The sequence below is a fragment of the Monashia sp. HAY1-11D genome (genome assembly GCF_056868035.1).
On record NZ_CP200320.1, the window covers coordinates 2583336 to 2605581 of the forward strand.

Sequence of the window (22246 nt, forward strand, 5' to 3'; positions counted from 1 at the left end):
ACTTCAGGTGACGTTCAAGTTCGTCGCACACCCCGACGCGGGGACGCGGCGTGGAGCGGCCGTCGGCGTCAGGACGTCGGCGTCAGTACGTCTCGGCCTCGTCCGGGGTGGCTCGGCGCACGACGACCCGCGTCCAGGCGCCGACGTAGAGCCGGTCGTCGTCACCGAGCTCGGTCTTGGGGCCGACCGCGATCGCCTGCTCGGGCAGCGGCCCGGAGGCCGGCCCGACGTACGTGCCGTTCGAGCTGCCGAGGTCCTCGACGAACCAGCGCGTGCCATCGGTCGTCAGCTGCGCGTGGCGGCGGCTGACGCCCGGGTCGGACGACAGGTCGATCTCCGGGTTGGTGTTGCGGCTCGTCGACACCCGGCCGAGCAGGACGCTCCGGTGGCGCAGCGGCATGATGACCGGGAGCCCGGGGGACGGGCACGGGTCCTCGGCCTCCTGCGTCTGGTACCAGTCGGGGTCGACCCACACCTCGGCGAGCCACTCGAACGGCTCGGCAGCCGAGCCGACCCCAGTGCCGGCGCCCTCGCCCGGGGACGGCGACGCCTCGCCCGGGGACGTCGCCGCGCCGGAGGCCCCGGCGTCGCGCGGCATCGCACCGGTCGTGAAGTCGTAGCCGCAGGCCTCGCAGAAGAGGGCGCCCTCGGCGTTCTCGGTGTGGCAGTTCGGGCACTCGAGCACCGACGGCGCCGGAGGCACGGCCGGGCCCTGGGGCTGCTCCGGGGCGGCCGAGCCGGCCGTCGCGCCGTCCGGCGTGTCGAGGTCGAGGGACGAGCGGCCCCCGCCGGACGTGCCGGCGGCCGGACCAGCCTGCACGGCAGACGAATCCGGGCCCGGCGCCGACGCCACCGACCCGCCTGAAGCACCCGACGCACCCGACGCACCTGACGCGGCCGGCTGGGCGGACGCGTCGATCGGCGACCCGCACGTGTCGCAGTAGTCCTCGGCCTCGGAGGTGTGGCCGTTGGGGCAGACCGCGCTCATCGGCGCACCCGGCTCGTCTTCGTCGACGCGGTGTCGAGCGACATCTCGTCGATCCTGCTCGCGCCCTTCTTGAGACGGACGGTCCCGGTGTCGGCGTCGTCGATCTCGACGACCTTGCGCAGGCGCGAGGTCATCTCGTCGTTCCCGGTCTGGTCGGCCAGCTGGACCGCCCGGCCGAGCTTGGCCGTCGCGACGTCGTCCTGCCCGGCCGCCTTGGCCGCCAGGCCCTCCTGGATGACCGTGGCGAGCTCGGCCTGGCCGGTGTAGGCGGCGACGGCGGGGTCGATGCGGGTGGTCAGGGAGTCGTCGTTGCTCCACTTGGCCTTGACGAGGCCCTGGGCGAGCGGGTCGGACCCGAGCGAGATCTGCACGCGCGCGGCGAGCTGCTCCTGCCCCAGTGTGCGCGCCGGCAGGCGGACGGCGACGTGGTAGTCGCGGCTCTCGTCGCTCCACGCGCCGGTGGGGTAGGCGTTGGTCAGCGGGTTGATCGGCTGGCGTCGCGGCGTGAGGTCCTCGAGCGTCGGGGACACCTGCTTGACGAAGAGCAGCTCGGCACCCTGCGGCACCCACACGCGCAGCTCGGCGTTGGCGACGCCGCGCGACATCGAGGCCCGCATCATGGCCTCGAACTCCGCCGCCATCTCCTCGGGTGCCGGGATGAGGTCGACGGTGCCGAGCAGGGCCGAGGCGATGCCGCGCACCTCCTCGACGCGCCACTGGTCGCCGACGCCGCGGCAGTCGCACTGGAAGACGCCGATGCAGCCACGGACCGCAGCCTGCAGCGACGCCGGGGTCTCACCCTCGTTGACGCCGTCGGTGAGCAGGATCGCGTGGCGCTTGGTGACGTGCGGCACCGTCTCGAAGATCTGCCGCGCGAGCGTCAGCCACGTGCCCATCGCCGTGCCCCCGTTGGCGCGCAGGCCGTCGATGGCGCGGCCGGCCTCGGCCCGCGTCCGGGCCGACATCGGCACGAGGGCACCCTGGTGGCTGTAGGGGTAGACGATCTGCGCGGTGCCGTTGCCGGCGACGATGGAGAAGAGCGTCCCGTCGACGATCTCGGCGAGCGCCGCCTTGGCCGCCTCCCCGGCGGCCTGCACGCCACGACGGCCCATCGAGCCGGAGGTGTCGATGAGGATGACCTCGGCCGCCGACCCCGGGTCGGCGAGCCCGGCGGAGGCCCCGGCCGACGCGCCGGCCGACGTGATGCGCACGATCGCGTGCACGTCGGTCCCGCCGTCGGGCAGGAACTCGTTCTGGAACACCTCTGCGGTGAAGTCAGCCATCGGTCGGGTCCCCTTCCTCGGGCGCGGCCCCCGCCGTGCCCTCGTTCGCTGTCGATCCTTGCCCAGCCAGTCTGGCGAGGGCAACCGTGATGTTGTCGCGCCCGCCCTGCCCGTTGGCGAAGTCGACGAGCGCGCGGGCCAGTGCGTCGGGCGTGTCCCCGACGCGGGCGACGCTCTCGCGCAGCAGCGCCCGGAGGTCCTCCGCCTCGGAGCAGTAGTTCCACAGCCCGTCGGAGCAGACGAGCAGCCAGCCGGGGGTGGCCGTCAGCGTCGTCACGTGCGGCGTGAGGTCGTCGGGGGCGTCGCGGCCGAGCCAGCGCGTGATCGAGTGGGCGTGCGGACCGTTCTCGGCCTCGCGACGTGGCACGCCGGAGGTGATCTGCTCCTGGGCGAACGAGTCGTCCTGCCCGAGCTGGCGGGCCCGCTCGGCGTCGTCGTCCGGCAGCCAGTAGACGCGGCTGTCGCCCACGGTGCCGGCCACGACGACGCCGTTCTCGACGACGGCCGCGGCGAAGGTGCACGACGGCGGGTTCGGCACGTCGTCGACGACGGCCTCCGCGACCGCCTCGTTGGCCCGCGCGACGGCGGCGGTCAGGGCCCGGGCCGCCGTGCCGGACCACGCCTCGGGGGTGCCGGCTCCGCGCGGGAACGGCTGGTCGAGCACGGCCCGCGCAGCCTGCGCCGCGGCCAGCGAGGCGATGTGCGAGTCGGTGGCCATCGAGACGCCGTCACAGACGACGAGGACCGCCCGCGAGCCGGGCGCCTCGCCGGCGCTGAGCGCCATCGCGTCCTCGTTGCGCGAGTGGCGGCGGCCGATGTCGCACAGTCCGGCGACCCACGCGGCGGGCGCCTCGGCGAAGTGGTCGCGGGGGTCGGGTCGCGGCGAGCCGCACCGGTCGCACCACCCGTCGACGATGCGCCCCTCGTGGCACGTCGGGCACGTGTCGTCCGGCTCGGTCCCACCTTCACCCGTACCGGCACCCGCGCCGGGGACCCCGGCCGAGGGCACGGCGCCGGTCCAGCCCACGTCGAGGGGTGACTCCTCGCCCGCCGGTGCCGTCTGCGGCGCGGCCGTCATCCCGGCCGTCATGCCGGCCGGCGGCTCGGGCGCGCTCGCCTGCGGCAGACCGCTGCCGACGACCGACGCGGCCAGCTCCGTGCCGCACGCCTCGCAGAAGGTCGCGTCGGCGGCGTTGGCCGTCCCGCACGCGGGGCAGGGCCGTTCCCCGCCGGGCGCCTCGGACGCGACGGCCGTGTCGGAGGGCTCGGAGGGGGCGGCGGCCGGCACCGCGGACACGCCGGGGCCGGTCGGGGGCAGGTCGGTCACCAGAGGCTCCAGGGTCGGATCGTGTTGGCCTCGTCGACGAGCGGCACGCGCTCGGCGAGGTCCGGCGTGCGCCGCGCCAGCTCGCGCAGCGACTCCTCGAGCCCGAGCCGGAGTCCGGTCGGCGTCGTCTTGTGCTCGCCGATGAGCAGGTCGGCCTTGGTGCCGGTCTTCTCGACGGTGGCGAGCGCCTCACGGTAGATGAGCGTCGTCAGCTCTGCCTTGCGCCGCGCCGACAGCGACGTGTCGTCGAGGGTGCGCAGCGCCTCGGCGAGGTCGGGCAGGCCGCGGTTGGCCCGGGCGAGCAGCTCGGCGAGGCCGGCACGGGCCGTGCGGTACGCGCTCGACTGCAGCGGGACGAGGCGGTACGCGGCCACGGCACCGTCGACGTCGCGTCGGGCGGCTCGGATGCGGGCGAGCCCGAAGGCCGCCATCGGCACGTACGTCGAGTCGGTGCGGGCGCAGGCGGTGTAGAGGTTCTCGGCGACGACGTCGTCGCCGGCGCGCTCGCTGGCGTGGGCGAGCGCGAGCTTGGGCGCGAGCTCGCCGGGGACCTGGCCGTAGACGGCGTTGAACGCGGCCTGGGCGGCACGGGCGTCGCCCCGCTCGAGGGCGGCCAGGCCCTGGATCCACACGGCTCGCCACTCCCACGGGTCGTTGGCGAGCAGCTCTCCGGCCGTGGCCTCGGCGACGTCGCGCTTGCCGGCGTCGAGCGCCGTGCGAGCGATGTCGAGGAGCACCTCGGTGGTGCGTGCCGCGGCGCGCTCGAGGGCGGTGAGCCGCTCGGCGGGCGCTCCCGTGACGGTGCTGAGCCAGCCGGTCTGCGGGTCGTGGGGGTCACGCCGGAGCGCCGGCAGGTTGCGCCAGTCGTCCGGCTCGATGCCGGGCGTGGGCACCTCGAACAGCAGCGAGCTGACGGTCGTCGACGCGGCCCCGGCGTTCTGGTCGAGGGCGACGACCTCGCGCAGCACCCCCACCATCTGGGAGCGGAGCTCGTCGGCCGACACGAAACGGTCGTCGCGGTTGGGCGCGCACGCCTTGGCCACGAGCCGGTAGAACGCGTCGTACCTCTGGAAGACCGGCACGGAGTCCTGCGGCGGGAGCGTGTTGAGGTAGGTCGTCTGGTACCCGCGGAACTCCATCGTCAGCACGACGAGGGTGCGCCCGATGGTGTAGATGTCGGAGGCCACGGAGACGCCGAGCTCGGCCACCTCGGGCGCCTGGTAGCCGACCGTGCCGAAGATCGCGGAGTCCTCGTCGTCGGCCCGGCGCACGCCGCCGAGGTCGATGAGCTTGACCTCGTCGCCCACCTGGATGATGTTGTCGGGCTTGAAGTCGCAGTAGACGAGCCCGAGGTCGTGCAGGTACTGGAACGACGGCAGGATCTCGAGGATGTAGGCGAGCGCCTGGTCGACCGGCAGCGGGTCGTAGCGCCCCGCCGCCTGCATCCGCTGCTTGAGGATCGACTTGAGCGACGTGCCGCCGACGTACTCCATGACGATGTAGCCGGCGTCGTCGTGGGTGACGAAGTTGTAGATCTCGACGATGCTCGGGTGCGACACCTGGGCGAGGAACCGCTGCTCGGCAATGGCCGCCGCGAGCGCATCGGGGTCGGCGGAGTTGAGCAGGCCCTTGAGCACGACCCAGCGGTCCGAGACGTTCTTGTCGCGGGCCAGGTAGATCCAGCCGAGACCGCCGTGCGCGAGGCAGCCGGCCACCTCGTACTGGCCGGCCACGAGGTCACCCGCCTTGAGCTTGGGGTCGAAGGAGAACGGCTGCCGGCACTTGGCGCAGAACCCGGTGGTGCGTCCCGGCCTGCCGTCGCGGCCGCGGCCCACGGGCTCGCCGCACTTCGGGCAGAACCGCTTGTTCTCCGGGACGGTGGGGTCGGTGAGCAGGGCCTTCTCGGCGTCGATGGTGGGGGCCGGGCGCACGGTCGTGATGCCGCCGCCGAGACGGGCCGAGCGCAGCCGCTGGGAGCTGCTCGTGCGCCGGGTCGCGATGCTGCCGCCCTGCCGGGCCCGCTTGGAGCCCAGGGCGGTCGAGGCGAGGTTGCTCGACGCGGCCGACCGCGAGGAGATGTCCGGGCTGGTGCCGGCGGGGCCCTCGCCGCCCGAGGTGGCCGACATCGCGCCGGACGCCGGCGGGACCGGTGCCAGCGAGGCGACCTCGGCCTGCTCGGCGGGCGTGCCGCACACGTCGCAGTAGCCGGCGTCGATCGTCCCCGTGCACCCGGGCTGGCGGCAGGGCGTGCCGTCGGGGACGGTCGTCCCTCCCGACGCCCCGGCCCCGGGGGCCGGAGCGAGGCCGGCGGACACCGGGCCACCCGAGCCACCCGAGCCACCCGTGGCACCCACCTGGCGCGTCGCACCGGACGCGGTGCCGGCCGTGGCGAGGGCGGGGGCCGGCGTCGACCCTGCGGCCATGCCGCAGACGTCGCAGTAGCCGTCGACGATGGTGCCGGGGCATCCGGGCTGCGTGCACTTCATGGTCGCTGCCTCTGGGGTCGGGTGCTGGACGGGGAGGGGCCGCGGCCGCCGGACGCGGTCGCGCCGGTGCTCCCGCCGGTGCCGGCGCCGCTCGCGCGCGGGACGCGTCCAGGACGCGTCGCGGCGTCGACGTACGCCTGGTAGGCGGCGGCGAGGGCGCGGGCTCGGCCCACCGGCAGCGGGGTCGTGCCGAGAACGGCGTCGAGGCGGGACCGCAGGTCGGCGACGTCGGCGGCGACGTCGGGCTCGAACGCCGCCGAGGCCGCCATGGCCCCGACGGCGCCGGCGAGACCGACGACCTCGTCGCGCTCGGCGAGCCCGGCCGCGTACGTCTCGTGGGCCAGGTCGAGGGCGCGGCCGACGCGGTCGAGCTTGTCGCGGTAGGCGGCGAGCTCGCTCGCGCCCTGCGGGACGGGTCCGAGCGCGCGGACGTTGGGGATGGCCAGGTGCGGTGCCGGCGTGATGGCCGCGAGGCAGGCTCGCTCGAGGGCCCGGATGGCCTGGGCCCGGGCGTCGAGCTCCTCGACCTGCTGCTGGGTCCGGATCCGGCTCCGCGCCGCGGAGGCCCGCTCGGCGGCGGCGACGATGAGGTCGCGCTCGAGCACGGCGATGTCGATCTCGAGCGGCGCGATGAGGCCGCCGGTGTCGGCGCCGCGGCGGGCCCGCTCGACGACGTCCGCCATGCGCCGGTCGAGACGCGTGAGCCTCTCGGCCGCGTCGTCGCGCTGGACCCCGGCGGGCACGAGCGGCACCTGGTCGCGGACCCGCTCGAGGCCGGCCCGCGCGACGGTGATGCGCTGGCTCGCCTCGGCGGCTCCCGGGGCGAGGGACGCGCGGGCCTGCAGGGTGCGGGTCAGCGAGTCGAGGAGGCGGCACGCCTCGGGCAGGCTCACCGCCAGCGACCCGCTCGAGGGCAGCGACAGCTGCTCGGAGGTGTTGGAGTCGAGCCGCCCGTGGATGAGCGTCGACAGGCGCTCGGCCTCGGTCGGCCCGACGCGTCCGCCGTCGAAGGTCGTCTCGAGCAGGACGAGCCGGTCGCTGACGGCCTTCCAGAACGTCAGGGCCACCGTGAGGTCGCCGGTGATCGTGGCCTGCTCGGCCGGCGTCAGGCGCAGCACGGCGCGGTCGACCTCGCCGAGGTCGGCGCGCCGCTGGGCCACCCAGTCGCGCAGCGCGAACAGGTAGGTCTGCGCCTCGGCCGCCTGGACGGGCACGCCGAGTCGGCCCGGGGCGGTCGGGGCCATGACGCCGGCGCCCGGTTCGGGCCCAGGCGCCGGCACGGACGCGGGAACGGCCGTCATGCGCGTCCGTACACGGGGGTGGGGGGCTTCGGCGCCGGGCCGAGCGGACCGGCGAGCCAGCGGTCGTACATCGCCGTCCACTCGCCGCTCGACTCGAGGTCGGCGATGACGCGGTTGACGTACCGGGCCAGGAACACGTTGCCCTTGTTCATGCCCAGGCCGTACGGCTCGCCCGTGATGGCCGGCGCCTTGGTGACGACGGTGTTCGGGTCCTGCGCGGCCAGGCCCGCGAGGACGGTGTCGTCGCCGGTGATGGCGTCCGCCTTGCCCTGCTGGAAGAGCACGAGGCAGGCGGTGTGCGTCGGAGCCGTGACGACGAGCGGCCCCTGGACCTGCTGCAGCTTGGTCAGCGACGTCGTGCCGGCGGGCGCGCAGACCCGCTTGCCGGCGAGGTCCTTCAGCGACAGGTTCGCGGCGCCGGGCAGGTTGCGACCGACGAGGACCTTCTGGCCCGACCGGTAGTACTCGGCCGAGAAGGCGATCTTCTGCCACCGGTCGCACGTCATCGACATGTTGCGGGCGACGATGTCGAGGTCCCCGCTCTCGAGCAACGGCAGGCGGTCGGCCGCGGTGATGACGCGCAGCTGCACCTTGTTCGGGTCGCCGAAGATCGCCTTGGCCACCGCGCGCGCGAGGTCGATGTCGAAGCCCTGGATCCGCCCCGTCGCCGGGTCGTTGGCCCCGAAGAGGTAGGTGTCGGCCGAGACGCCGACGCGCAGGTACCCGCGGTCGAGGATCTGCCGCATGCCGGGGTCGGTGACCTGCGACCGGCTCGGCAGGCTGGGCAGCGGGTCGTAGGACTGGGTCGGGTTGGCGCACGCCTGCGGAGCGGCGACCGGTGCCTTCGAGGTGGTGCTGGTCCGGGTCTTCGTCGGCACGGGCGTCGCCTCGTAGGTGACTCCTGAGCAGGCGGCGAGCGTCCCGAGGGTCGCGACCGCCACCGTCGTGGTCAGGACCCGGCGCAGTGCGGCGTTCATCGGTACTCCTCGATCCGCTGGCCGATGCCACGGACGACGAGCCACGAGGCGACGAGCGCGGCGAGGGCGAGCCCGACGGCATAGACGGGGGCCGATCCGCCGAGGCCGTGGAGCTCACTGATCGCGCTCGTGCTGGCCTTGTCCCGGAGCGTGGCCGCCGCGCTGTCGAAGGTGGCGAAGGCCGCGGCCGCGCCGTCGGCGCCGGTGCTCGTCGACAGCGCGACCGCCTGGTCCCACTGGCCGTTGGTGTCGAGCTGGCGCACCTTGAGGTGCACCGTCCGGTAGGCGGTCCACTGGGCCCCGAGCGTCCCGGAGCGGTCCACGCCCTGGAGCGCGGAGCGCACCGCGCTGTCGTCGCTCTTCCACTTGTCGTCGTAGGACTTGCCGGAGCCGCGCTTGATGAGGGTCAGGCTCTCGTTGGCCCGCGCGTCGTTGGCGGCGGTCGTGACCCCGGCGAGCCGGACGGCGGTCTGGTAGTCACCGTCGGCCACCTGACGCGTCGTGCTGGCGACGCCGCCGATCGTCGACGCCGCGACGAAGAGGCCGACGACGAGGATGACGATGGCGGCCGCGAGCGACGGGTTGAGGTAGCGGTGCGTGCGCTTGGCCAGCCACACCGCCACGAGGACGAGCACCACGAGCGACAGCAGCCCCGCCAGCAGCTGCAGGCTGGAGTTGCTGCGGTCGAACTCGGCCCGGGCGCGCTGCTCGTTGGCCGACACGACGGCCTCGACGACCGGGATGGCGTCGGAGCGCAGGCCGTCGCTGGCCTGGGTCAGGTACTGCGCGCCGACCGGGAGGTTGAGCCGGTTGTTGGCCCGGGCCTGCTCGACGAGCCCGACGTAGGTCTGCACCTGCTGCGACAGCACCCCGAGTGCGGCGCCGTCGGCGGGCTGGGCGGCAGCCGCCTCGGACAGGCTCCTGGCGACGTCCCCCATGGCCTGCTCGTACCGGGAGCGCGACTGCGCCGACTCGACGCCGCCGACGAGGAAAGCGTTGGTGGCCAGGGCGTCGGCGCGCAGGAGGTCGACGTGGATCGACTGGGCCCGGACCACCTGGGCGGTGTTGTTCGCGGCGCGCTCGACGGCCGACTGCGACGCGAGCAGCGCGTTGGCGCTGACGGCGCCGAGCAGCAGGGCGGCGACGACGCCGACGAGGCCGTACAGGCGCATCCGACCCGGCGTGCCGTGCAGCAGCCTGGTGGCGACGCCACGGGCCCCCGGCAGGCTGCCGGCGATGGTCCGCGGCTGCGGCCCGCCGGCACCGGAGGGCCCACCCGAGCCGCCCGAGCCGCCGGGCGCGCCCGCCGGGACGGCGACGGGGATGTTCGTCGTCGGTGCGCTCATACGGTGTCCTCGCTCGGATCCTGGCTCGGGTGGTGCTGCTCGTCCGAGACTGCCTCGCCGCCGGCTCCGGTTCCATCGGGGTTCGCCCTGAGCGGGTCCGGATCCGACGGGGCCTCGGTGTCGGGGGCGTCGGGGACGCCGGGGTCCTCGGGGGCCTCGGGGGCCTCGGGGGAGTCCGGCTGGTCGGTGAAGTCGTCTCCAGTGAGTAGACGCAGGTCGTCGCGGGTCGGCTCCGTCGCGTCCCGCAGCCGCCACGCGTGCCGCGACACGGCGGCCTCGAAGAGGTTGCGCGAGAAGCGTCCGTTGCCGAAGGCGGTGGTGCGGGGCGTGGCCCGCAGGATCGCGCGGACCCGGTCGTGGGCCTCGGGGGTCAGCTCGTAGTCGCTGCCCTCGGCGATGGCGTCGAGGATGCGGACCAGCTCGTGGTCGGAGTAGTCGTCGAACTCGATCGTCGTCGTGAACCGGCTGGCCAGGCCCGGGTTCTGGGTGATGAAGGTGACCATCGGGTCGGGGTAGCCGGCGACGATGACGACGAGCCGCTCGCGCCGGTCCTCCATCTCCTTGACGAGGGTGTTGACGGCTTCCTGGGCGTACTGGTCGCCGGTGAGGGAGTAGGCCTCGTCGACGAAGAGCACGCCGCCGTCCGCCTTCTGGCACACCTCGGCGGTCTTGATGGCGGTCTGGCCGACGTACCCGGCGACGAGCTCGCTGCGGTCGACCTCGACGAGCTGGCCCTGCGGCAGCAGCTCGAGCGCGCGGTAGATCGCCCCGATGAGCCGGGCGACCGTGGTCTTGCCCGTGCCCGGGTTGCCGACGAAGACGAGGTGCCGGCTCATCTTCGGGGCCCTGAGCCCGGCTTCGGTTCGCAGCTTCTCGACGGTGAGCAGGGCGACCTGCCGGTGCACCTCGCGCTTGACCCGGTCCAGGCCGATCATCGCGTCGAGCTCGGCCAGCAGCTGCTCGACCGTCTTCTGTGGCTCGACGGTGGGCTCGGGCTGCGGCGCCGAGGCGCCCGTGAGGGCTTCGGCGTCGGACAGGGTCCCCGACGGACCAGCCTGGGCCCCAGGCGGATCCGTGGGTCGGGGGCCCGTCCCGGGCAGGTCCGGCGATGCGGTACCGGACCCCGGCACCCCGACCGCCACCCGTGGCGTGGCCGCCGGCACCGGTGGCCCGGTCGCGGGAGTGCTCGCGGGCGCCGGTGGCAGCGCGGTGCCCCGGGCCGCGGCGAGGTAGACGCCGGCGGTGGCCGACGCGTTCGCGATGACCCAGATCGGCGCGGTGCCGAGCATGACGGCGGCCGAGGCCACCTCGGTCAGCGCCTCGGCGTACTCGTCGGCCAGGGAGTGGCCGGAGCCGACGAGCGAGGCGAGCAGGTCTGTGGGTGCGGCCCGCCACCGGCGTCCCCGCGACGCGGCGTCGAAGAACGCGGCGTTGACGGCGGCGAGCTCGGTCAGGCCCGGGTGGGCCACCTCGGCCCAGCCGGCCGCGGCGTCCGGGACGGACTCCGCGAGCGCCGCGGCGACCCGCAGCCCCTCGTCACGCGCCGCGGTCGGGTCGAGGCCGGCCTCGGCGGCGACGTCGGTCAGCTGCTCGAGGCTCTCGGCGAGCCGCGAGCCGCTCGCGGAGGAGTGGGGGACGGGTGAGGTGTCGGGCATGCGTCACTCCGGCGGGGCCAGGGGAGAGGGTGCAGGGGGCGAGGCCGGCGTGGACGGCGACGGCGCCGGTCGCGACGCGCTGGGCGACGGCGTCGGGTCGGGCCCGGCGAGACCGAGCGAACCGCCGGTCGAGGACCCCCCGAACTTCTGCTCGAGGAACTGCCCGTGCACGATGATCGCCTCCGCGTCGGCCCGGCACACCGCGTCGTAGACCTTGTCCATCGTCGTACCGAGCAGGTCGAGCTGGTCGACGAGGAGCATGACCGAGCTCTTGCCGCCGGCGATCGGACGCGTGTCCGCCCAGTCGCGCGGCAGGCGCAGGTAGTTGCCGATGGCGACCGGCAGGTAGTCGGTGGCCGTCGCCATGACGCTGAAGCCCTGGGCGCTGCCCAGGCCCAGCTGGTCGAGGCGCGGCAGCGTCTCGCGGACGACGCGCGTCACGCGCAGCAGGCGCGACAGGACGACGCCCGGGACGCGTCCGGCGCGGGCCTGCTGCTCGACGGTGTCGAGCGCGGCGAGCAGCTGCTCGGTGGTCGGGGGGCCCGGACGCGCGGGCTCGGGGACCTCGGGCCCGTCCAACCCGAACCACGACCGGATACCCACTGCGAGACCCCTCTTCATCGTCCCGATCACCGTCGGGGCCGGCCACCGGCCGGCCCCGCTCGTCCTTGCCGGGCAGCCCGGCTGATGTCACCGGCCCGTCATCGCGTCGGGCCGCGGAGGTCGAGGACGCCGGGCGCGGCGTTGGCGGACTGGCGTGCATCGTGCGAGGCGACCCGTTCGAGGTAGCTGCGCGACTTGGCGACCTCGGTCTCGAGCGTGCCGATCGTCGCGGCCATGGTGTCGAGCGCCCGCACCTTGAACTGGTCGATGGTGTCCATCGTCTCGTAGATGTTCGCGAAGGCCTTCTGCAGCGCCTCGATCGACAGCGTCGAGCCGGCGGCCTGCTCCTGGATGCGAGCCGAGTTCTGCTTGAGGGCCTCGGAGGTGCGCTCGATGAGCCCGGACGTCGTGGTGTTGAGCGCCGTGATCTGGTCGAGGACGAGCTGCTGGTTGTTCAGCGCCTGGGCCACGATGACGGCGGTGCGCAGCGCCGACACGGTGGTCGTCGTCGCGCGGTCGACGCCCTTGATGAGCTCGATGTTGTTCTTGATGATGATGTCGATGGCCAGGTAGTTCTGGATCGACACGGCCAGCTGCGTCAGCAGGTCCTGGTGCTTCTGCCGGACGTAGAACAGGACGTCCTCGCGCAGCGCCTTGGCCTTCTCCGGGTCGGTGACCTCGAGGGTCGCGACCTGCGCGGCGAGCTTGGCGTCGAGCCGCTCGGCGACGTAGACGTACTGGTTGAGCCGGCCCATCGACTCCCAGAGGTTCTTCTTCTCGAGGTTGAGCGCGACGTTGTCCTTGGTCAGCTCGTCCTGGCCGGACTGGAGCGAGTGCAGGATGCCGTTGAGGTGGCTCTGGGCCGACTGGTACTTGCGGAAGTAGTCGGTGACCCGGTCGCCGAACGGGATCATGCCGAGGAGCTTCTTGGCGCCCTGGGCCTGGGCGGGGTCGAGGTCCTCGACCGTGCGCCGGAGGTCGAGCAGCGTCTTGCCGACCTTCGAGCTGCCGGACAGGCCGCCCTCGTTGAGGGCCTTGACCGGCATCTGGAGCATCCGGTTGCTGCTCTCGGCGGCGAACCGGATCTCGTCGGTGCCCATGCTGCGCACGTCGGCCGCCCTGGACTCCCACTCGGGGGACTTCGCGGTGGTGCGCATGAGGCCGTCGAGGTAGGTGTCGACCTTCGAGTCGAGTCCGGGCAGCGCGGCCTCGGGCACGGCCGGGGCCATCTTCGGCGCCGCGGTCTCGGCGACCGGCTGGGCCGGTGCCGGGGCGGTGAGGACGAAGGCCTCGCTCGGCGGCGGGGCGAGAGGCGTCACCTGCTGAGCGGGGGCTGCCGGAGCTGCTGCGGCCTGGGCGGCGGGCTGGTCGGTCATCGTGCGACGGGTCCTTCCCCTCGGTGCCGGCCGCGTCGGCGACGCGACCGAAGTCCCTCGCCCGCGGGTCGGCCCCGGCTGCGCGCCGGGCCCGTGACCCGTCTCGGGCGTACGGCCACTCTACGTGCCGCGCGCCTGCGACGGGACGGCGATCTGCGGGGTTCCACGACGCCCGGAGGCCGCGTCCCGGGAGCCCCCGCGAGGGAGGTGTCGAGAGACCCGGGAACGCGGCCGACGGGGGCGACCACGGTTCGGTGCCAGGGGAAACACCGAGCCGCGGTCGCGTTTCGTGGGGCGCCCCACGCTCCTGGAACGACACGGGCCCCGCGGGAGTTCCGCGGGGCCCGGCCGGTTCTCCGGACGGATGCGCCCGGGGCGTCCCCGCGCCTCTCCGCGGCGTCCCCGAGGCGCCCCGGGGCGTCCCCGCGCGCGTCAGCCGAGCTGCCAGGAGCGCTTGCTCAGGCCGAACCAGAAGCCGTCGATGACGCTCTCGGAGCCCAGGTTCCCCGACGCGGAGGCGGCTCCGAGCGTCACGAACAGCGGTGCGAAGTGCTCGGTCCGCGGGTGCGCCTCGTGCGCGGCCGGGGCCTTGGCGGCGAAGTCGAGCAACGCGTCGACGTCCTGGGCGGCCATGGCCTCCCGGGCCCAGTGGTCGAACTCGGCGCTCGCCCGCGGGGGAGTGCCGTCGGCACCGCCGGCCGGGTTGAACCAGCGCAGGTTGTGGGTCGTGAAGCCGGAGCCGACGATGAGGGTGCCCTGCTCGCGCAGCGGCGCCAGGCGCCGGCCGATCTCGAAGAGGCCGCGCGGGTCGAGCGTCGGCATCGACATCTGCAGGACCGGCACGTCGGCGTCCGGGAACATCTCCTTCAGCGGGACGTACGCGCCGTGGTCGAGGCCACGGGCCTCGTCGCGGTGCACCTCGTGGCCGGGCGAGCAGCAGGCGCGTCACCTCGTCGGCCAGCTGCGGGGCGGCGGGCGCGTCGTAGGTGACCTCGTAGTACTTCTGCGGGAAGCCCCAGAAGTCGTAGGTCAGCGGTGCGCCGGTCGTCGAACCGAGCGTCGTCGGGGCGTCCTCCCAGTGCGCCGAGACGATGAGGACGTCCTTCGGCTTCGGCAGGTCGGCCGACCACGCGGACAGCTCGGCCGTCCAGCGCCGGTCGTCGGCGAGCGGCGGGGCGCCGTGGCTGAGGTAGAGGACGGGTGCGGCGGACATGAGGGCTCCTCCCAACAAGTTGAACTCTAAACTACCACGGGAACGCCGTCCGGGCGGGCTTTCTTCCCCGCCGACGGGCTGCCCGGTGCACCGGCGCGCGTGGGCCCTGCCGATGCCACGTGCCGCGGGCTGTTACGGTCAGGGCGCGTCCACGTCGGAGCAGCGACGAATCCGCTGCACGTGAGACCGGGAAGTCGTAGGTGTGTCATGGCTGCAGGCAAGGGCCGCAAGCTCGTCATCGTCGAGTCGCCCGCGAAGGCGAAGACGATCGCCGGGTACCTCGGCGGGGACTTCGAGGTCGAGGCGTCGGTGGGTCACATCCGCGACCTGCCGAACCCGTCCGAGCTGCCGGCCGACATGAAGAAGGGCCCGTTCGGCAAGTTCGCCGTCGACGTCGACAACGGCTTCGAGCCGTACTACGTCGTCGACCCGGACAAGAAGAAGAAGGTCGCCGACCTCAAGCGCCTCCTCAAGGACGCGAGCGAGCTCTACCTCGCCACCGATGAGGACCGCGAGGGCGAGGCCATCGCCTGGCACCTGCTCGAGGCCCTCAAGCCGCGGGTCCCGGTCAAGCGCATGGTCTTCCACGAGATCACCCGCGAGGCCATCCAGCGCGCCGTCAACGACACCCGTGAGCTCGACACCCGACTCGTCGACGCCCAGGAGACCCGCCGCATCCTCGACCGCCTCTACGGCTACGAGGTCAGCCCGGTCCTGTGGCGCAAGGTGCGCCAGGGGCTGTCGGCCGGACGCGTCCAGTCCGTCGCGACCCGGATGGTCGTCGAGCGCGAGCGCGAGCGGATGGCCTTCGTCAAGGCGTCCTACTGGGACGTCGAGGGCGAGTTCACGCCCGGGGGCGAGCAGCAGCGCTTCGCCGCGCGCCTGGCCTCCGTCGACGGTGCCCGCGTCGCCACCGGCCGCGACTTCTCCGACGCCGGCGAGCTGACCGGCAGGGGCGTCGTCCACCTCGACGAGGCCCTGGCGCGACGCATCGCCGAGGCGTGCACCGGCGCCGACGCGCGCGTCACCGACGTGCAGGAGAAGCCGTACACCCGCCGTCCGTCGGCCCCGTTCACCACGTCGACGCTGCAGCAGGAGGCCTCGCGCAAGCTGCGCCTGAGCAGCAAGAACGCGATGCGCGTGGCCCAGCGTCTCTACGAGAACGGCTACATCACCTACATGCGTACCGACAGCACGACGCTGTCGGACGCGGCCCTCACCGCCGCCCGCAGCCAGGCCCGCGACATGTACGGCGCCGAGTACGTGCCCGAGTCGCCGCGCCGCTACGAGAAGAAGGTCAAGAACGCGCAGGAGGCCCACGAGGCCATCCGGCCCGCCGGCGACCGGTTCCGCAGCCCGGCCCAGGTGGCCGGCGAGCTGCGCGGCGAGGAGTTCGCCCTCTACGAGCTGATCTGGAAGCGCACCGTCGCCTCCCAGATGGCCGACGCCCGCGGCTCGACGGCCACCGTGCGGCTGTCCGTCGACACCGCCGTCGAGGGCGCCCGCCAGGTCGAGTTCAGCGCGAGCGGCACCGTCATCACCTTCAAGGGCTTCCTCGCCGCGTACGAGGAGGGCCGCGACGACGAGGCCGTGGCGCGCGCCGACGCGGCCGCCGAGGAGCGCCGCCTGCCCCGGCTGTCCCCGGGCGTGGCCATCGAGGTCGTGCGTGCCGAGGCCGACGGGCACGAGACGAGCCCGCCCGCCCGCTACACCGAGGCCACGCTCGTCAAGGCGATGGAGGAGCGCGGCATCGGCCGCCCGTCCACGTACGCCGCGACCATCGGCACGATCCAGGACCGCGGCTACGTCTTCACCAAGGGCCAGGCCCTCGTGCCGACGTGGCTCGCGTTCGCCGTGACCCGCCTGCTCGAGGAGCACTTCGGAGAGCTCGTCGACTACGAGTTCACCGCGTCCATGGAGGAGGACCTCGACCGCATCGCCGGTGGCGAGGAGGGCCGCGCCGACTGGCTCAAGCGGTTCTACTTCGGCACCGAGGCCACCTCCGGCGCGGGGCTCAAGCAGCTCGTCGACGACCTCGGCGAGATCGACGCCAGGGAGATCAGCACCATCCCCCTCGGTGACGGCATGGTCGTGCGCGTCGGTCGCTACGGCCCCTACGTGGAGGAGGTCGGGCCCCGCGGCGTCGACCTCGAGACCGGCGAGGTCGCCGAGGGGGCAGACGGGTCCGCCACACCGCGCCGGGCGACGATCACCGACGACGTCGCCCCGGACGAGATGACGCCCGAGAAGGCCCGCGAGCTGCTCGAGGTCGCCGCCGACGACGGCCGGGTCCTCGGGCAGGACCCCGAGACCGGGCGCGACGTCGTCGCCCGCGCCGGACGCTACGGCCCGTACGTCACGGAGGTCATCGACGACGAGGACGCGTCCGGTGGAGAGAAGCCCAAGGGCCGCAGGGTGGCCAAGGTCAAGCCGCGCACGGCCTCGTTGTTCAAGGACATGGACCTCGCCACCATCGACCTCGAGACCGCGCTGAAGCTGCTCAGCCTCCCGCGCCTCGTCGGCGTCGACGCCGAGGGCGTGGAGATCACCGCGCAGAACGGCCGCTACGGCCCGTACCTCAAGAAGGGCACGGACTCGCGCTCGCTGCAGACCGAGCAGCAGCTGTTCGACATCACGCTCGAGGAGGCGCTGGCGATCTACGCCCAGCCCAAGCAACGCGGGCGTGCCGCGTCGGCGCCGCTCAAGGAGCTCGGCACCGACCCGGTGAGCGGCAAGCCGGTCGTCGTCAAGGACGGCCGCTTCGGCCCGTACGTCACCGACGGCGAGACGAACGCGACGCTGCGCAAGGACGACGACCCGGCCTCGATCTCGCCCGAGCGCGGCTACGAGCTGCTCGCCGAGAAGCGCGCCAAGGGCCCGACGACGCGCAAGCGCGCCGCGACGAAGTCGACCCGCAAGACGGCCAGGAAGACCACGACGAAGAAGGCGGCATCCAAGAAGTCCTGACCGCCTCTGCGCCTCGCGCTAGCGTCGCCGTGTGATCGAGATCCGACGCCTCGGGCCGGCCGACCGGGACCGGTGGGAGTCGCTCTTCCGGGCCTACATCGCCTTCTACGGGCGCGAGCTGGACCAGTCCGCCTACGACAGGGCCTGGCGCGAGATCGGTTCGGACGCAAGGCTGCACGGTCTGGGCGCCTGGCTCGGGGGCGAGCTCGTCGGCATCACGCACTTCCTGGTTCACCCGAGCTCCAGCGAGCCCGACCTCTGCTACCTCGAGGACCTCTTCACCGACCCGGGCGTGCGCGGGCGAGGGGTCGCGCGGGCGCTCATCGCCGCGGTGCGCGAGTGGGCGCGCGGGCAGGGCTGCGGGAGCGTCTACTGGCAGACGCACGAGACCAACGCGGTCGCCCGCCGGCTCTACGACGAGGTGGCGAGCTACGACGGGTTCATCGTCTACACCGTCTCCGCCGGGGATCCTGCAGCGCCCGTCGGTGGGCAGTGAGAGGCTGACGCCATGGCAACCGTCGTGTTCGTCCACGCCCATCCCGACGACGAGGCGTCGCAGACCTCCGGCTCCATGGCCCGTGCGGTCTCCGAGGGGCACCGCGTCGTCCTCGTCGTCGCCACCAACGGCGACCACGGCGACGTCCCCGGTGACCTCGCCGAGGGCGAGACCGTCGTGCACCGCCGGCGCGTCGAGGCCGAGGCGTCGAACGCCGTCATCGGCACGCACCGCGTCGTCTTCCTCGGCTACGCCGACTCGGGCATGACGGGGTGGGCGCAGAACGAGCACGAGGGCAGCTTCATGCGGGTCGACACCGAGGAGGCGGCGCAGCGCGTCGCCGCGGTGCTGCGCGAGGAGCACGCCGACGTCGTCGTCGGCTACGACTGGCACGGCGGCTACGGGCACCCCGACCACGTCAAGGTGCACGCCGTGACCCGTCGGGCCGCCGAGCTCGCCGGGACGCCGCGCTACCTCGAGTCGTCGATGAACCGGACCGCGATGATCCGCTCCCACGAGGCCGCCGTCGCCGCCGGGCACGACGTGGGCGAGTGGGACCCGCGTGCGCCGATGGACGACGGCAACCCGCTCGGCAGCCTCGAGGAGGAGCTGCACTGGGCCTGCGACGTCAGCGACTTCCTCGAGGTCAAGCGCTCGGCGCTCAAGGCGCATGCGAGCCAGTCCGATGCCCAGGGGATGCTCGAGATCCCCGAGCAGATGTTCGCGGTGGCCTTCGGGTGGGAGCACTTCATCGAGCCCGGCCGCCCCGAGGGGATGGTCGCGGGCTGGTTCCTCGAGAGCGCCACCGTCCGATAGGTTACCGCCGGTAACCGTCCTCGTCGTCGCCCGAAAGGGGCCTCCATGTCCGACATCGACTTCGCGACCGCCACCCCCGAGCAGCTGGCCGCCGTCGAGCCGGCCGCCTTCATCCAGACCGTGAAGACGATGTCCGACAAGGACGTCGCCGCGCTCATGGCCTCGCCGAACCGCGAGGTGGTCCTGCGCTCGGTCTTCGAGCGGATGCCCGAGCTGTTCCGGGCCGACCGTGCCGGGTCCACGACCGCCACGACGCACTGGACGGTCACCGGCCGGCCCGAGGGGGGCGCGGACGAGTGGACCGTGCGGGTCCAGGACGGCACGTGCACCACGACCCGCGGCCTCGACGGCGCCGCGACCCTGGCCCTGACGATGGGCCCGGTCGAGTTCCTCAAGCTGATCAGCAAGAGCGGCAACCCGGTCATGATGTTCATGACCGGCAGGATCAAGGCCAAGGGCGACCTCGGCCTCGCCGCCAACCTCGCGAGCTTCTTCGACGTCCCAAGGGTCTGAGGCACGCCGCGAGACGCCCACCCGGCCGCGGCGGTCGGGTGGGCGTCTCGTGCACCCAGTCGTCTCGTGGACCTAGACGACGAGGTTCAGCAGGAGCACGAGGCCGAGGCCGGTCACCGACAGGACGGTCTCCATGAGCGACCACGTCTTGACCGTCTGGCCGACCTTCATGCCGAAGTACTCCTTGACGAGCCAGAAGCCGGCGTCGTTGACGTGCGAGAAGAACACCGAACCGGCGCCGATGGCCAGGACCATGAGGGAGACCTCGGTCGTCGACATGCCCGACGCGAGCGGGGCGAGGATGCCGGAGGCGGTGACCGTCGCGACCGTCGCCGAGCCGGTAGCGAGTCGGATGAGCACCGCGACGAGCCAGGCGAGCAGGAGCACCGACAGCCCGCTCTGGGCGATCCAGTCCGCGACGAGGCGGCCGATGCCGGTGTCGACGAGCGTCTGCTTGAAGCCACCGCCGGCGGCGACGATGAGGACGATGCCGGCGATCGGGCCGAGCGAGGCCTCGAGCGACGACCCGACCTCCTTGACGCCCATGCCCGCGCCGCGGCCGAGGGTGAACATGGCGAGGATGACGGCGATGAGCAGTGCGACCAGGGGCGTGCCGAGGAAGTCGAGGACGGCGCGGGCAGGCGTGTCCTTGCCGGCGAGGACGTCGGCGAGGGCCCTGCCCATCATGAGGGCGACCGGCGTCAGCACGGTGAACAGCGTCGTGCCGAACGACGGGCGCCGGGTGGCCGCTTCCGGCCGGGCCTCGAAGAGCTCGGGAGCGGGCACGTCGACCCAGCGGGAGGCCAGACGCGCGAACCACGGGCCGGCCACCGCGACCGTCGGGATGGCGACGAGGATGCCGAGGCCGAGCGTGATGCCGAGGTCGGCCTTGAGCGCGTCGATGGCCACCAGGGGACCCGGGTGCGGCGGCACGAGGCCGTGCATCGCGGACAGCCCGGCGAGGGCTGGGATGCCGACGCGCACGAGGGACAGGCCCGAGCGCCGGGCGACGAGGAAGATCACCGGCATGAGCAGCACGAGGCCGATCTCGAAGAACATCGGCAGGCCGATGACGGCGCCGACACCGGCCATGGCCCAGGGCAGGGCCCGGGTCGAGCTGCGGCCGACGATCGTGTCGACGATCTCGTCGGCGCCGCCGGAGTCGGCGAGCAGCTTGCCGAACATCGCGCCGAGGGCGATGAGGATGCCGACGCCGGCGGCGGTGCTGCCGAAGCCCTTGGTGTAGCTGTCCATGACGTCGGACATCGCCACGCCGGCGATGCCGCCGACGGTCAGCGAGCCGAGCGTCAGCGCGAGGAACGGGTGCAGCTTGAACCGCACGATGAGCACGACGAGGACGGCGATGCCGAGCAGCGCGGCCGGCACGAGGCGTCCGGCGGGGACGACGGGCGCGGCATCGGCGGACACGGCCGATGCGGGCAGCAGGTGGAGCAGGGCGGTGGTCATGACAGGGTCGCTTCCGGGTCTGGGTGGTGCAGGAGGTCGAGGGACTGGGTGACGAGGTCGTCGACGGGCTGGTCGACCTCGAGGACGGCGCCGCGCTCGTCGGCGCCGAGCGGCTCGAGGGTCGCGAACTGCGACTCGACGAGGGCGGCGGGCATGAAGTGCCCCGGCCGGCCGGCGACGCGGGCGGCGATGACCTCCCGGTCGCCGTGGAGGTGGACGAAGTACGCCTCAGGGGCCGCGGCCGTGAGGACGTCGCGGTAGGCGCCCCGGAGCGCCGAGCAGCTCGTGACGCCGCCGGTCCGGGCGTGGTCGGCGAGCCAGGCCGCGATCGTGGCCAGCCACGGTGCCCGGTCACCGTCGGTGAGCGGGACGCCGGCCGACATCTTGGCGACGTTCGCCGGGGGGTGGAAGTCGTCGGCGTCCGCGAACGGGACGCGCAGGCGCTGGGCCAGGGCGGCGCCGACCGTGGTCTTGCCCGAGCCGGACACCCCCATGACGACGACGAGGGGTGGTGGGTGGTGCTGCATGCTCCGTGACTCCTTCGTCCGGCTCGATCGATCTCTTCGTCGAGTCGCTGGACCTAGGGTGGAGCAAGAAAGAGGTCTTAACAAGAGGTAAGCGGAAATAAGACTGATTTAAACGCGCCATGGCCACGGTGCATCTGTCGTGTGACAGGCTGGCGCCATGACGGTCGACCGACGTCCCGCGCTCCACGCCAGCGTGCTCGACGCGTTGGGACGTCAGGTCGTCTCCGGGGAGCTGCCGTCCGGCACGGTGCTGCGCATCGACCAGCTCGACGAGCGCTACGGCGTGTCCCGCTCGGTCGTGCGCGAAGCCGTCCGGGTCCTCGACTCCATGGGTCTCGTCGAGGCTCGCAAGCGCATCGGCGTCCGGGTCCTGCCGAGCACGTCGTGGAACGTCTTCGACCCCCGCGTGATCCGCTGGCGGCTCGACGGCCCGGGCCGCGAGGAGCAGCTGCTCTCGCTCGGCGAGCTGCGCCGCGGTGTCGAGCCCGTCGCCGCCGAGCTCGCCGCCGCCCACGCCAGCCCCGACCAGTGCGGCGTCCTGGTCGGCGCAGTGATGGCGATGGCCGTGTACGCCAAGTCGGGCGACCTCGAGGCCTACCTGGAGGCCGACCAGCTCTTCCACGCCACGCTGCTGTCGGCATCCGGCAACGAGATGCTCGCCGCGCTGTCGGGCGTCGTCGGCGAGGTTCTCGCCGGCCGCACGCACCACGACCTCATGCCCTCGACGCCCAACCCGGTTGCGGTCCGACTGCACGGCGACGTCGCCGAGGCCGTGCAGTCCGGCGACGGTGCGGCGGCGTCCGCCGCGATGCAGGCCATCATCGCCGAGGCCAGCGAGGCCCTGCGCGACGCCGAGTCCTGACGCCCCCTAGGCCGGAGCCGGTCGAAAAGGGACGTGCCCACCC

Annotated in this window: 17 protein-coding genes and 1 pseudogene; 5 read left to right on the forward strand and 13 right to left on the reverse strand. The window is 73.4% G+C overall.

From position 1 onward, the window contains the following. Positions 1 to 82 precede the first annotated feature (82 nt). The 11 genes and pseudogenes from AC1VM9_RS11930 to AC1VM9_RS11980 all read right to left on the reverse strand — a co-directional run bounded on the left by AC1VM9_RS11930 (position 83) and on the right by AC1VM9_RS11980 (position 14555). Positions 83 to 988, reverse strand: coding sequence for an FHA domain-containing protein (locus tag AC1VM9_RS11930; RefSeq protein ID WP_483122795.1), 906 nt, complete (start codon positions 986 to 988; stop codon positions 83 to 85). Beyond that, positions 985 to 2271, reverse strand: a complete 1287-nt coding sequence (locus AC1VM9_RS11935) for a VWA domain-containing protein (protein ID WP_483122797.1) — start codon at positions 2269 to 2271, stop codon at positions 985 to 987. The genes AC1VM9_RS11930 and AC1VM9_RS11935 overlap by 4 nt, the downstream gene beginning before the upstream one ends. Further along, positions 2264 to 3598, reverse strand: coding sequence for a protein phosphatase 2C domain-containing protein (locus tag AC1VM9_RS11940; protein ID WP_483122798.1), 1335 nt, complete (start codon positions 3596 to 3598; stop codon positions 2264 to 2266). Before AC1VM9_RS11940 ends, AC1VM9_RS11935 begins: the two co-directional genes overlap by 8 nt. Continuing rightward, positions 3595 to 6084, reverse strand: a complete 2490-nt coding sequence (locus AC1VM9_RS11945; protein WP_481346797.1) for a serine/threonine-protein kinase — start codon at positions 6082 to 6084, stop codon at positions 3595 to 3597. Before AC1VM9_RS11945 ends, AC1VM9_RS11940 begins: the two co-directional genes overlap by 4 nt. Next, positions 6081 to 7385 carry a hypothetical protein gene (locus AC1VM9_RS11950; RefSeq protein ID WP_483122799.1) on the reverse strand — a complete coding sequence of 435 codons (1305 nt, stop codon included), beginning with the start codon at positions 7383 to 7385 and terminating at the stop codon, positions 6081 to 6083. Before AC1VM9_RS11950 ends, AC1VM9_RS11945 begins: the two co-directional genes overlap by 4 nt. Then, positions 7382 to 8362 (reverse strand): glutamate ABC transporter substrate-binding protein, encoded by a 981-nt coding sequence (locus AC1VM9_RS11955; protein WP_483122801.1) that lies wholly within the window; start codon positions 8360 to 8362, stop codon positions 7382 to 7384. The genes AC1VM9_RS11950 and AC1VM9_RS11955 overlap by 4 nt, the downstream gene beginning before the upstream one ends. After that, complete coding sequence (locus tag AC1VM9_RS11960; protein ID WP_483122802.1) at positions 8359 to 9708, reverse strand: hypothetical protein; 1350 nt, start codon at positions 9706 to 9708, stop codon at positions 8359 to 8361. Before AC1VM9_RS11960 ends, AC1VM9_RS11955 begins: the two co-directional genes overlap by 4 nt. After that, positions 9705 to 11363: an AAA family ATPase gene (locus AC1VM9_RS11965; RefSeq protein ID WP_483122803.1), complete on the reverse strand. Its 1659-nt coding sequence runs from the start codon at positions 11361 to 11363 to the stop codon at positions 9705 to 9707. The genes AC1VM9_RS11960 and AC1VM9_RS11965 overlap by 4 nt, the downstream gene beginning before the upstream one ends. Before the next feature lie 3 nt (positions 11364 to 11366). Further along, complete coding sequence (locus AC1VM9_RS11970; protein WP_483122805.1) at positions 11367 to 11984, reverse strand: hypothetical protein; 618 nt, start codon at positions 11982 to 11984, stop codon at positions 11367 to 11369. An 80-nt stretch (positions 11985 to 12064) separates the two neighbouring features. Further along, positions 12065 to 13342, reverse strand: coding sequence for a toxic anion resistance protein (locus AC1VM9_RS11975; RefSeq protein WP_483122806.1), 1278 nt, complete (start codon positions 13340 to 13342; stop codon positions 12065 to 12067). A gap of 432 nt (positions 13343 to 13774) precedes the next feature. Next, positions 13775 to 14555 (reverse strand): annotated as a pseudogene (locus tag AC1VM9_RS11980) (dioxygenase family protein). A 207-nt stretch (positions 14556 to 14762) separates the two neighbouring features. On the opposite strand from AC1VM9_RS11980, the gene topA reads away from it, so the two are divergent. The 4 genes from topA to AC1VM9_RS12000 are packed head-to-tail and all read left to right on the forward strand — an operon-like array spanning position 14763 to position 19347. Further along, entirely contained in the window at positions 14763 to 17522 is a 2760-nt protein-coding gene (topA, locus tag AC1VM9_RS11985; RefSeq protein ID WP_483122807.1) for a type I DNA topoisomerase, read from the forward strand. A gap of 31 nt (positions 17523 to 17553) precedes the next feature. Beyond that, on the forward strand, positions 17554 to 18018 hold the full coding sequence (locus tag AC1VM9_RS11990; RefSeq protein WP_481341572.1) for an N-acetyltransferase family protein: 465 nt from the start codon (positions 17554 to 17556) through the stop codon (positions 18016 to 18018). Positions 18019 to 18030: 12 nt separating this feature from the next. Next, positions 18031 to 18834 (forward strand): PIG-L deacetylase family protein, encoded by an 804-nt coding sequence (locus AC1VM9_RS11995; RefSeq protein WP_481346991.1) that lies wholly within the window; start codon positions 18031 to 18033, stop codon positions 18832 to 18834. A gap of 45 nt (positions 18835 to 18879) precedes the next feature. Then, on the forward strand, positions 18880 to 19347 hold the full coding sequence (locus AC1VM9_RS12000; RefSeq protein ID WP_481346990.1) for an SCP2 sterol-binding domain-containing protein: 468 nt from the start codon (positions 18880 to 18882) through the stop codon (positions 19345 to 19347). A 72-nt stretch (positions 19348 to 19419) separates the two neighbouring features. Here the strand turns inward: AC1VM9_RS12000 and AC1VM9_RS12005 are convergent, their stop codons facing one another. Further along, positions 19420 to 20814 (reverse strand): GntP family permease, encoded by a 1395-nt coding sequence (locus AC1VM9_RS12005; protein ID WP_483122809.1) that lies wholly within the window; start codon positions 20812 to 20814, stop codon positions 19420 to 19422. Continuing rightward, complete coding sequence (locus tag AC1VM9_RS12010) at positions 20811 to 21341, reverse strand: gluconokinase (protein ID WP_483122810.1); 531 nt, start codon at positions 21339 to 21341, stop codon at positions 20811 to 20813. The genes AC1VM9_RS12005 and AC1VM9_RS12010 overlap by 4 nt, the downstream gene beginning before the upstream one ends. A 157-nt stretch (positions 21342 to 21498) precedes the next feature. Here AC1VM9_RS12010 and AC1VM9_RS12015 point away from each other — a divergent pair, with 157 nt between their 5' ends. After that, positions 21499 to 22203, forward strand: coding sequence for a FadR/GntR family transcriptional regulator (locus AC1VM9_RS12015; protein ID WP_483122811.1), 705 nt, complete (start codon positions 21499 to 21501; stop codon positions 22201 to 22203). Positions 22204 to 22246 lie beyond the last annotated feature (43 nt).